The following is a 12,055-nucleotide window of genomic DNA, read 5'->3' as shown; positions in this document are numbered from 1 at the left end:
AAACAGGCCCACACACGACTGCATCTGACAGACGATCAAATCAGCTCAAAAATGTCTTGCTATGCAGGAGACATCCATACAGGACGTTCGCCTCTAGCGCGAAACCTTACTTCGTTGGGACTCACAGATTGCGGGACGAAGCCGCTCATTCACTGCGGCTGTTGTTGAAACAGTATACGTTTGCAGCTACGGTGCAGTTTCGCTCAATCTTACTTGGGTAGCAGCGTTGTTTTCTGACCGATTATCCGTCCTTTGTACCAAGTCTTGCGCTTTGGGGTGACTGCGGGAAGTTGGATTCTTGGCATGATTTACCCTCCGATCCTCTTTCCGCGCCTACTCATGTAAGCCGTGCTGACCGGACTACTTTACAGTCCGAGCGGAAGGCCGGTGTCAGAGATGCGTGAGTTTGGCCATCGCTTTGCCCTCAATACGGGGTTTTGAACCCAGAAAGTCCCTTAACGGCACGGCGCGTCGCCGCTACGCTAAGGACCTCGTTTTTGCATGCTGTGACAGCTTGCGGATCAAGACAGGCATGCCCTCGTCATCCAGACGCGTTGTGGTGATCTGCTTTTCCCGGAAGGTCTTGAGATGCTGGATGATCTTGTTCACCTTGCTGCGCGTTTGATCAAGTGACGGCTCTGCCACGATGTCCAGCAGGTCTGGCAGGGGGCCATAGATTTCCGGGACAATGTCTCCCACGCGTTCCATGAGATTTTGGACCGCTTTGACGTGGTTGTCCAACCCTGCATCAACCGGCTGAACCGGCGCGCCGTGATAAAGCAACCGGTACACCAAGCAATAGGTGATCGCGATGATAATCTCGACATCCAGAATGCGACGCGTATCACCTTCGAGTTGCCCAGGAAGTGTCCGGTGGTGCTGCCAGATGGCCTGCGAATGCTGAATGGCGCGATGGAAGTACTGATCAGCCTCTGGCAAGGCAGTCTCGGCGCCTTTGACAGAGTGCATGGCAAAGGCGATCTGAATGTTCAGTAGCGTCGCTTCAAGGGCGGCGCGGCATTGCAGGAAAGCATCCCCAGAGTTCATCGCCTCAAAGTTCAGTTCTTCCACTTTGATTGTCTGTTCCTGAAGCCGGGCCACGCGGGTGGACCGGTCAATGTCGGCGTCCATCACAACGTAGCGGTTGATGACGCAATCGAGGTACAGCAAGTCGGGCCGCTCTTGCGGGTGCAGCGGATCTTCGCGCATGGGTAGAAGTTCTTTTGCGCGCTCCAGAAAGTGGCGCGCGCTTTCCCAGCGGGAGGCCCAGAAAGCCACCGCAGCCACGAAAATAAAGGCACGGTGCGCGGCACACTGGCCGAGATGGTTCAGCAGTTTGTCCAGCTTGGCGGGCTCGGCGTTCTGAACAAAGTCCGTAAGGTAATCAAAAAGCGGGACATCAATTAAATCCCGGAACCGGGAGGCTGGTACGGCTAGCGCGCGCCGGGCAGGTGTGCCGCTCTCTGCCAGCCCCTTGTCGTTTACCATTTCCGCCAGACTGTCCTGAACGCTGAGCTTGGCATGGGCCCGCTCCACTTCCGCCACTGTTTCACGGATCAGATCGACAACCGCATCGCGCACATCCTCCGCTTCGGCCAGAAAGGCGGACAGCTTGCGAAATGCTTCGATTTTGCGACCAAGAAGATTGGCGTTCAAGAAAACGGTTTCACGCGTCAGGTTGCGCCAAAGCGCGTTCAGCTCTTTCAGCGTATTGCGATAAATCGCATCGTTTTCCGTTCGCGCTGTCATTTCGGAGGCAAATTTCCTCAGCGTGTCGAAAAAGGGGGATTTCGCTACGTTTGTCGCCTGAGACTGCCAGGCTGGCAATTGTCGTGGCGGCGCGCCCAAACGCCGACCATCCGCAACGATAAAGGCCTCAACAGCCGACCGGACATCGCGAAAGACGCTGGTGGTATTTGCTTTGTTGGGCATCTCTGACACGTTCAGGAACGGGACGTACTGCGTCAGACGTCTGACCGGGAAGGCATCGCCGCCGAGGTCTTGCCCCCGGTTTTCCCACCACCAGGCCACTGTTGCATTGTAGACGCTTTGATCTGTTGTCACGAATACATAGCGGATCGGGCGTGTTAGTTTTGCCTCCGCCGAAACGGCGTCATTCAGTTGCACCACCTGCAAAATGGCCAGCGCATCATTTTCGTCGCCCTTCTGGGACAGCTCCGGTGTCTCCGGCGTGGCGTTGCGAAACTGCTGGATGAACCCAACCATCTCCGCGAGGTCGGTCGCGTCGACTTTCAGCATGTCAGGCAGGGCGAAGTCATCAAGATGGATCGGGCGCAATAGATTTTGCTGCACCACGCGTGCCAGTTCGCGCGCCTCAAGGGCAGGTTCATCCAAATGATCCTCCAGCCCCCGTAAGGGCTGGAAATCGCTGTGGATTGCCTCACGCAGACCGGTTTCGCGCCGTGCGCTGTTGATCAGCGTGCGTATCTCCGGCGAAATCTGGTCCTCGTCCAGCAGCTTGAGCTGTTCAAGCCCGATTTGCCGAAGGTCAGCGGCATAGCGTGCCACCTCTTCCGCATGACCGGAAGAAATCAGCGGGGTACCGCCCCACTGCCCGGCCAGTTGACGCGACATCAGGAATTCCGCTGTGATCGCTGCAAGGGCTTGCAGCGTGTTGCGGGCCAATCTTCCGAACGGCGACACCTTCTGGTATTCAGACGCCTTAAAGGGGTTCAGGAAAAACCGCACCACGTTGGCGTCAAAGACGTACCGAATTTCGCCGTGATCATCATCCGCAAAACGCGCGTCAATCTCATTGAAGTGGACGGCGTTGCGCAGGTCGATAGCACCCCGCAAATAGCGGCCGGCCTGCCGTTGCAGAACGTCAAGATCCACGTCGGGCAGATTCGCATCATCGTGACCCGGCCCCGCCATCACGTGCCAGCCTCAAGAGGTGCAAATGCCTCCGTCGGTTTTGGCGGCAGGCCAAAGAGGTCTATCACAGACTCAAGTAGTTTGTTTCCACCCTCAAAGAGAGGCGCGGGTGCGTCCTGGTTTCCAAGGTCTGCGTGGCGTGTCACCAGTTTTTCCAAAGTCTGTTGAATGTCTGGTTTCACGCCGTGGTTCATCCGCGCCCAGTCCGCACTGTCACCCTCAATGTCCTGAACGAGGCGGGCAAATTGATTTCTCCGTTCGCGCGCGACGGTGGCAAAGGCCGCCGACGGCCTGCGTTCAAGGCAATACAAGACCGCCGCCGCGAGCCGGTAGTCGTAGATGTTCTTGATCTGTAGCCCGTCAACCCACATGCCGATGCTGTTGTTTGACAACAGGCGCGGGTATTCCCGGAGCCCAACCAGAACTTGATGCAATAGGTTGGCTGTTTCCGACCCAGCCATCAGCTCTTGCGTTTCCGAGATCAACGCGCGGCCCAGCTTTTCGTGCCCTTCGCGGTCCAGCACGTCGCAAATTGCCCCATGGGCTGCGCGCGGTTTAATGCGGGCCAGCACCAAAAGAAGCGCGCAAAGGACCTGACTTTGCTTGACCTTCGTGACCTGTTCAGCAGTCTGCAAGATGACGTTCAGAACTTCTTCCAGCGAATGCCGAATGTCGTCATCTTCGTTTGGTTCAAAACTGAGTGGGGCAAAGGCCGAGCCGTCTTTGCCGCCCGTGGCACACCACTTTTCGATCGCTTCGTGCAAAAAACCGGCCATTTCAAGAAGCCCGTCAAAGGCGATGTTCTGAAGCTCATCGACGCGCCGGGACAGGCCAACCAGACGGAAATGCAAATTTGCGATTTCCTTGCGGACATCGTTCGGAATGTCAAAGCCAAGATCGCGCCACGGTACCAGCCGGTCCAGCTCAAAGTCGAACCACTTTTGCGCCTTTTCAATGGCTGTCTTGCGTGCCTCTACATTTTCCGCCTTTTCAGCCTGGAAAAGGTGAAATCGGACGGATTCCCGAAATTCGTCGTCGGCGTACGCCTTATCGGCCTCTTCCTGAGAGGTCAGCGCGCGCGATACCTCGGCCATGTTGCTGAGGCGTCCGATCTCATCGCGAATGAAGTCGACGACCTCCTCTCGCACCTTCCAAAGCACGGCAGGGCGCCCGCGCCCTGTCCGGTTCTTGTTTTGGCCAGCCCTGAACACATACCGCTTGCCGCCAGCGCTGCGCTGTAACCATGACTTCGTTGTGCTGGGATTAACGCCAGTTGCGTCTGCAAGGTCGGCGCCGGTGAATTCCTTCAGCGCAATAATGCCCGCCAAAAGCCTGTAGGTTTCACTGAGGGAGGAGCGAGGATCAGGCATGAAAGGAAACCCAATTGTTCAGTATAAGCTCTTTTTAGATGCATTTGCCCAAAAAATCAATTCTTTTTTGGCGCGAGTGCATTTTTATTCCCGAGGCTCTCCTCATTTCGTCGAAAAGTTTGCCCACATCACGTTCCGTAAGGAATTGATCTAGCGGATCAAATAGCGACAGCAGGACTTTTGACCGTTCTGCCGCCTTATTGATCAATTTGAAGAACTCATGGCGCTCGTAGGGGGGCAGATAAAGATTGAGGGTCAAGACAACACGCGTCACCCACGTCGCTGCGTCAAGGCCCATTGGCTCTCCTGCTATCTCCAGAAGACGGTCGTAGATTTTTGCCCGGCCAAAATACCGCGCCCGCCTGATTTCATCGCCTGACTTTGTGCTCCCCTTTGAGGGCGGTTTCATCCGCGCGGTGTTATACTCTTGGCAGGCAAGACTGAACTCGTCGCGCAGCGGTTCCAGCAGTTTGGGAAAGTGCTGATCGGATGGCAGAACGTACTTTGCGAGGACTTCATAAGCTACGCAATCCACCGCGCCTTCCGTGAAAGCGCAGTCGGGATCCACAAGAAAACGTGCGCCCGGCAGCGCTGCTCCCTGTGCCCCGTGAACAAAAACCTCGTGAAATACTAAATAGGGCATTGATCTAATCGCTGCATCCAGATCCTGGTCCGCAGACTTCGCGTCAGGCCAAAGCACGGCGACGTATGCCTCCCCCCCAACTTTCGCTGGAACGTTGAATTCGCCGTCCAGGGGCAAGGTCCCACCATCCCCCTCGATATGAGAAGTTGATATAGCCAAAGGAGGGATAAGGTCCGTGCTCAGCTCAATCTCGGCAGCCGCGACATATGTGTTCTCCGCAATTGCGGCAAAGCGTTCCACCATGCCCTTGAGGAACCGCAAACAGAGCCCCCCCGCCTGATGGCCAAGCATGTCCCGATCACCCAACGCGCCAGTGCAGGTCCTGCCTGCTTCTCCGCAGATACCGCACCCGAAGTGTGGGTCTAGCGGCAGAAGGCGCTGACGAGCAGCCTCAAACGCCTCTCCTGAATAAGCGGATGTGTGTTTTTTGACAGCTTCACGCAGATTTTCGAGAAAAACGTCCAGCGGCCAGGGGTCGTCCAATGGATCTTCCCGCATCATGCGTTTGATTTGTTGTTTGACCACGACTGAAAAATCGGCGCTGTCCGCGCCATCAGGCTTGAGACCTTCAAGCGCATTCTCAAGCAGCATATGCAGAATACGCGCGGCAAGCGCCTTGCGCGCTTCCAACGGCACCTGTTTTTTAGGATCGAGCCTGACCTTCGGAGCGCCCTGTGACATCAGTCCGTCTTGGACGTGGGCTCTTCCGGTTCTGATGCGTCAGGCGGCGGGTCTTTCATCCCCGGCAAATTTGGTTTGATCACCTTGTCCCAGGCCGCGTAAATCGCTGTTTTGACGATATCTTTCCCCACCCCGACGGCAACACCGATCAGAATTGCGGTGACCACATCTGACCGGTTTCCGGATTTTTTCAGCTCAACCACAAAAGGGGCCTGCGCGCCAAGTTCAGACAATACATCAATATCCACGCCACGCTCACGCGCGACAGCTTGGGTTGCAGGGTCTTCGATCAGGCTATTCCAATGGAATTGGATGATCTTCTCCACATCCTCCACTTTTCCGGTATCCAATTTACCAACATAATCTGTCATGTCTAAAACCTATCTCTTAAATGTGAATAGAATGCACGACTTACGGGAATTTTCAAACACCGACAGCAGATATCACGGAATTTTTTGGCCCGTTTAGGGCGCGCCGCGCCCCGAGCGGTTAAATTCGGGCGGATCCCGCAGTAACGGGCTTACCGGTGTGACCTCGAGGTACAGCGAGGTTTCAGTCACCCGGAGAGCGTTAAACCGCAGAAGGTCGGCCGCTGATGGGATGTGTATTCGGGAACTGGTTGGCTGTGCTGCTAGACTTGAGCTAACGGGTCTCTGTTTTTTCTGGCATCGCTTAGTATGTTAGGATGTCTTGAGATCCGAGAAGTGAATTGGAGACAAAACTATGCCGACTTTTACAAGGCCGGAAGGGTCATTGATTGATGTTGATGCTTCTGGGATCGCGAGAGCGAGACCAACAATAAGAAACGAAATTTATGGAAGGCCTGATCACGTCGGCACCGCGCTTTTCGAACCCAAACAGCTAGTGCTTGAACCGATTGACGTTGTCGGCCCTGCATTGAGGGCAGAAGTTCCTACTTTGCGGAGCTACATGCGCCCAACAACGCCATTATTTGGATCGAGGCAGTCAAAGCAAAGGACGCGGAAGCGCCAAGAGCCAGCGAAACCTCGGCCAACACCAACGCCGTTGTTGTAATGGGAGGGATCAGGCAAAGAGTCTCTGAGACCGTTGCTCAGGCACAAGCAGTGATCGACAGCGCGCGGTCTAACGCATAGGCTAAGTATTCTAGAGCTGTCCAAATCTCAGCGGGTAAAGCGTCAGCTTCCTGTTGAGCCAGTTGATATCCTTCTGGGAGTACCTGGTGGATAGCGTCGCAGAATCATTAGTTTAAACGGTCCAAAGCTGACCTCCGACATAGGATAGCAATGCTGCATTGCAGCCCGTCAAAGCTGCGCTTCGTTGCTTTGCTCTCCTATGACGATCCTATATCTTTTGGCCCATTCACAATCCTTATTTTTGTCGCTTATGATCCCTATGAGAATTGCTCAAAAAGTCATAATCGGCCTGGGCGCACTGGCTACAGCCATTGCGGCAATCCTTGGTTTATATTGGAGTCTTGTTAGAACGAGCGTTCTGTCAGTGAAGCTCGACCAGGTAACTGCACAATGAGCAGAGACACTTAACGCGGACTTAACCTTTTCAAACACTGGCGAGAGTTCAGTTACTGTAGTCAAAATCGACTCATTCTTCAGCAAGAGCGAGAATTGTGTTGGTCAACGCATCGCCAGAGTCGTTACGGAGCAGCCTGGTAACGGCTCGTCACTGGTTCTTGAGGCCGGTGACCAGTCGCAGTTGCAATTCAAATGACACCAATGTTCCAGATACCTCAACGTGTTACACTTTGGATGAGCTTTGAAACAAACTTCGGAACTCAAACAGAGCAATCAGCGCCCATACCCCTGCATAGTTTCAGCATCGATTTTCTGGGCAGCGATCGTCTGGAGTTGGATGGCAAAAGCTTAGATCAGGTATGGCATCGCATTGCCGGGGGCACTGCCTGGCGGGCGTTCTAGAAGGCGTTGGAATTGCGTTCTGTCTTTGGCGTGAAAAATTCAAATCAAAGTGGTCGCTCACAGCCCAGAGTCACCGATGCCGCGCTTTGCATGAATGCCGGCTAAGCCCTGATCCATCTTGACGGCGCTGCAAGCTGGTCGAAAAAGCAGAATTACCTCTGATAAAAAATTCTTGGGAGGGCGCTGCTGCTAGCAAATTTGGCATTCGACCTACCCATTCAAAGAAACGTATGATGCAGCAGGAACACTTAGAGATTTTGGCGAAAACAGGATGATGGTTAGAAGAAATACCGGAGGGCGTCCTCCTAAGAACAACGCTTCTATGAACCACTGTGGGATATCCAAGGGTATGGATTGGCTTGTTGCCAACTACAAGCGCCAAGACTTTTCCCGCCATTCGCACAGTGAATATGTCATCGGTATTATTGAGAGTGGGAAGCATGATGTTTGGTGCCGTGGAAGTTGGTGGCAAGCGGGTCGCAATGCTATCGCTACGCTTTCGCCTGACGAACCGCATTTTGGCAGGGCTGGGTCGGAACTAGGGTGGTCCCAAACGATGTTCTACATACCAGAAGAATCTGTGCGCGACATTTTCGATGCAGACGACAAGAACGTACGATCTGGAATTGCATTCGACAGCCCATTTCATGAATGCTCACTAATCTATTCGAAGCTGTGTTTACTGCGAGACATCTTAGGGAGGAACAGAGATCCGTTGTGTGCTGAAGAGTTGTTTCAAGATATACTGAAAACTGTCTTCGCAGCTTTTGGATCGCTCACAACAACCGAAGCTAGATCTGTTTCAGGTGCGGACAACCGCATTCGAGAATACTTGCACGACAATCACGCGCAACGCATATCGTTGGATCAATTGTGCAATTTGTCTTGCAGCTCCAAGCAGATGGTCATCGCGAATTTCAAACGTCGCTTTGGTATGACACCTTTCCAATACTTGCAAAATGTTCGTGTCATGAAAGCTCGTGACTTGCTTCGCTCTGGGTGTGGTTTGGCTGAAGTATCAGCGGCGACTGGTTTTTCCGATCAAAGTCATTTGAGCCGAAACTTCAAAGCCGTTTTAGGGGTGACGCCCGGACAATATTCTGTGGTCTTTCAATAATATCGTTCAATACCTCCGTATCAGAACTGTTTAGCCTCCCTACATAATCTTTCCCGGGGACAAGCAAAATGAGACCTGAAGGTGATGCTCCAATAGGACCGAGGCTCGAAGAGATTGAACGCGCCACAAATGCGCTGGCTCATCGGATCATCAAGACGCCTGTAGTTTCATTGAGTAGTGACAGAGTGTCCGCCGCGCTTCCTGAGGGGGCAACGGTGACCATGAAGCTGGAATTGTTTCAGCAGGTTGGGTCCTTCAAGGCGAGGGGTGCATTGCTGAGTGTTGATCGCTTAGAGGTTACCGAGAGAAAAAGTGGGGTTGTTGCTGTTAGCGCGGGCAACCACGCACTTGCCGTTTCCTGGGCAGCGGCCAAGGAAGGTGTAAGCACAAAGGTCGTCATGCCAAAAACGGCAGACCCAATTCGTGTTCAGGGATGTGAAGCCTTGGGTGCGAAGGTGGTGTTAGTTGAGGATATTCATACCGCCTTCGTGGAAATGGACCGAATAAAGGAACACGAAGGCCGCGTCGCCATCCATCCCTTTGAGGGCGAGATGATGACGCTAGGTGCTGCAACATGCGGTCTTGAGTTCATTCTGCAAGCGCCTGACCTCGACGCTATCGTGGTCCCGGTTGGTGGAGGCGGGTTGCTGAGTGGCATTGCGTCTGCAGTTAAGCAAGTGTCCCCGGACTGCACCGTATATGGCGTAGAGCCCGTTGGCGCGGCTGTCCTTGCACGCAGCCTTGAGGCAGGTAAACCAACCACATTGGATCACGTCAACACAATTGCAGACAGCCTTGGATCGCCAGTATCGCTCCCTTACTCATTTTCAGTCGCCCAAGCCAATGTTGACGAGATGGTTCGCGTGGATGACAACGAAATGCTCACATCCATGGTGTTGCTATATGACGCTCTCAAACTGGCATCGGAGCCAGCATGTGCGGCCGCAACTGCTGCGGTCTGTGGGCCGCTTCGCTCCCGATTGGCGGGTCAGCGGGTCGGGCTTGTAGCGTGCGGCTCAAACATCGCTGAGCAAAGGATGGCTGATTTGATTGTAGAGGGTCGATCAATCTTTGCTGCAAGAAAGTCGTAACTGTTGCTCAGGCTAACGGAGGCCCGAAGATGGATGTAGTGACATGGCTATCGTTTATGGCAGCAAGCGCGATCATAATCGCCATGCCTGGACCCACTGTTCTTTACTTGATTGGGCAAACCGCCTCTTGTGGAACCAGGGAAACACTAAAACTCGTGCCAGCAGTTGCCCTGGGCGTCTGTGCTTCAATCTCGGCCTCGTTAGCAGGTGCCGGCGTTGTATTGCTTGCCTCAGCAACACTGTTCACAACGCCAAAGGTTGCGGGGGGTATCTATCCGATCTGGCCTGGGTTTTGTACTATACGCGACAAAGCTGACGTCAGCACAAGAAAAACTAAGAAACGGATGCGGCATCGCTTCATGACGGCATTGGCGATCTCTCCGTTAAACCCAAAAGTGTTGGTTTTCTATGTCGCTTTCCTTCCACAGTTTGTGGATCCCATAGGTCCAGTATTGGTTCAATTTCTCATATTGACGGTGAGCTTCACTGCGCTCGCGGCCATCAACGCTGTCGTTTGGATATCAATTGTTGGGCAACTCAGCATCCGCATTGCCTTTGGTCGCGTTACGTTTTGGCTAAACCGGATTTCTGGCGGTCTATTGATCCTTGCCGGGCTGTACACATTCAAGCCAATGCGAACCTAATAAGAGACTCCGAAACGATATGCGGGCAGTTGGGTGCTTCGCTGGAAAGAACTCGAAATGACAATGCGGCCATCAAGCAGCAGTCTGCAAACATGGCTGGCACACTCTCAATCGAAACAGAAAAGGACACCTAAAATGGCAAAGAGTTTTGATCCAACAAATGTCTGGAGCCCTTTTGGGGCCTTCTCTCAGTCAGTCATCTCAGCAGGTGGGCTCAAAGGGCAAGTCGCACTTGGTCACGATGGCAAGATCGTGGGTGATGGGCATATGGGACGCCAAGTGCAGCAAGTATTGTAGAACATTTCGGATGTGCTTGCTGCGATGGGAGGACAGATGAGCGACATCGTATCGCTTCAACAGTTCACAACAGACATACAAGCATTCATGCAGTGTGGCGACGTACGAACGCGTTTTTTCGAAGCGCCCTATCCGGTCACAACCACTCTGGAAGTTTCGTCACTGTACGATCCTAGGTTGCTGGTCGAGATCACAGGCATTGCAGAAATACCAAAGGATCGCTTTGTCCTGCCCAATACCGCACAGGAGAAACATCAATAGATTTCGCGCAAGGTAGCCTTGTGCTGAACAAGCCAGTCAGCGAGGGTGACAGATCTCGATCTGGACATTCCAATGATGGATATTCAAACAATCATCCTTTTCAGCGCGGCCAGCTTTGCGCTCGCCGTGACGCCTGGTCCTGACATGATCCTTGTTGCTGCCAGAAGCGTGGCCCAAGGACGCCTGGCTGGGCTGGTGACACAGTTTGGCGTCTCTGCAGGATCGGCCGTCCATGCGATCATTCTGGCGTTGGGGTTGTCACAGTTGTTTCTTGCGATCCCCTATGCCTACGATCTGGTAAGGTATCTTGGCGCGGCATATCTGTTTTATCTTGCATGGCAGGCGCTTACGGCCCGTGATAGTTTTTCTCCGCACGCAACTTCCAACCAGCGAGATTCGTTGTTCGTGATCTTCAGACAGGGCATTTACTCGAACCTGCTGAACCCGAAAGTTGCGCTGTTCTACCTCGCCCTTTTTCCGCAATTCCTAGACCCCAGTGATGGTTCTGTTGCCCTTCAGATACTGCTGTTGGCGAGCATTTTTCTGATCATCGACTTCGCGGTTCATGGAGTTGTGATTTGGTTGGCCGGGAGCATGAGATCGTTCTCAACCAGCAGCAGGGGTTTTGCCCGCTGGTCGCGTTACGCCTTGGGGTTGGTGTTTGGTGGTCTCGCGGCGCGGCTCATTCTGGACGATCAACGGTAGCGTTTCGGAAACGTATCATTGTCAGCTTGATACCGAGCGGGGGGTTGGATCATTTGACTGTTATGATTCAGTTTGATGGCGTCATTTACCCAACTGGCTGTTCAAACAATTGCAAAATGAGGCGTTGGAGCATAGGCAACCAACGCCGCATCAACACTCCGGCGCAGCAACACTTTTTGCTCGAGTGATGGCAAATCTAACTATAAATTTACGGTGACCGGAGTGTTGATTTGTCTGTGTGTCACAGATTGAAACGATATTGGCACCTCGCGCACCCTAGCGTCAGGATTCACTCATCAACAACGCCGACTTCAGCGACGTTCATTTTGAGCCCATTTTGAAGGATGCTGCGTCCTGCGCCAAAGTCCGCTTCTCTAATTGGGCGTTTGGGTCAAGCTCGTTTTCCTTCTTTGTTTGGGGCCGTTGTCGCTCATCCGG

The 12,055-nt window shown here is 53.5% G+C and carries 9 protein-coding genes; 5 read left to right on the top strand and 4 right to left on the bottom strand.

Translation table 11 applies throughout. From position 1 onward, the window contains the following. Nucleotides 1-477: 477 nt before the first annotated feature. The 4 genes from Q1A20_RS25545 to Q1A20_RS25530 form a co-directional block, all read right to left on the bottom strand. Nucleotides 478-2,895, bottom strand: a complete 2,418-nt coding sequence (locus Q1A20_RS25545) for a hypothetical protein (RefSeq protein WP_299919557.1) — start codon at nt 2,893-2,895, stop codon at nt 478-480. Then, the gene (locus Q1A20_RS25540) at nt 2,895-4,265 is read right to left on the bottom strand and encodes a hypothetical protein (protein WP_299919555.1); all 1,371 of its coding nucleotides are present in this window, start codon (nt 4,263-4,265) and stop codon (nt 2,895-2,897) included. Before Q1A20_RS25540 ends, Q1A20_RS25545 begins: the two co-directional genes overlap by 1 nt. A gap of 34 nt (nt 4,266-4,299) precedes the next feature. Then, nucleotides 4,300-5,499 carry a hypothetical protein gene (locus Q1A20_RS25535; RefSeq protein WP_299919553.1) on the bottom strand — a complete coding sequence of 400 codons (1,200 nt, stop codon included), beginning with the start codon at nt 5,497-5,499 and terminating at the stop codon, nt 4,300-4,302. Between the two features lie 89 nt (nt 5,500-5,588). Beyond that, nucleotides 5,589-5,960, bottom strand: coding sequence for a hypothetical protein (locus Q1A20_RS25530; protein WP_299919551.1), 372 nt, complete (start codon nt 5,958-5,960; stop codon nt 5,589-5,591). A gap of 1,891 nt (nt 5,961-7,851) precedes the next feature. Between Q1A20_RS25530 and Q1A20_RS25525 the strand changes: the two genes are divergently transcribed. From Q1A20_RS25525 to Q1A20_RS25505, 5 genes are all read left to right on the top strand, one after another. Then, entirely contained in the window at nt 7,852-8,619 is a 768-nt protein-coding gene (locus tag Q1A20_RS25525; RefSeq protein WP_299919550.1) for an AraC family transcriptional regulator, read from the top strand. Between the two features lie 68 nt (nt 8,620-8,687). Continuing rightward, on the top strand, nt 8,688-9,710 hold the full coding sequence (locus Q1A20_RS25520) for a threonine/serine dehydratase (protein ID WP_299919548.1): 1,023 nt from the start codon (nt 8,688-8,690) through the stop codon (nt 9,708-9,710). A 29-nt stretch (nt 9,711-9,739) separates the two neighbouring features. Beyond that, on the top strand, nt 9,740-10,354 hold the full coding sequence (locus tag Q1A20_RS25515; RefSeq protein ID WP_299919546.1) for a LysE family translocator: 615 nt from the start codon (nt 9,740-9,742) through the stop codon (nt 10,352-10,354). A 309-nt stretch (nt 10,355-10,663) separates the two neighbouring features. After that, entirely contained in the window at nt 10,664-10,912 is a 249-nt protein-coding gene (locus tag Q1A20_RS25510) for a Rid family hydrolase (RefSeq protein ID WP_299919543.1), read from the top strand. Nucleotides 10,913-10,984: 72 nt separating this feature from the next. Further along, nucleotides 10,985-11,617, top strand: a complete 633-nt coding sequence (locus Q1A20_RS25505) for a LysE family translocator (RefSeq protein ID WP_299919540.1) — start codon at nt 10,985-10,987, stop codon at nt 11,615-11,617. Nucleotides 11,618-12,055 lie beyond the last annotated feature (438 nt).

Origin of the sequence: uncultured Roseobacter sp., from assembly GCF_947501835.1 — a bacterium.
In the GTDB taxonomy this organism is placed as follows: domain Bacteria; phylum Pseudomonadota; class Alphaproteobacteria; order Rhodobacterales; family Rhodobacteraceae; genus Roseobacter.
Note: the sequence above shows the minus strand (reverse complement) of the source record. Positions and strands in the feature narration are given on the sequence as shown.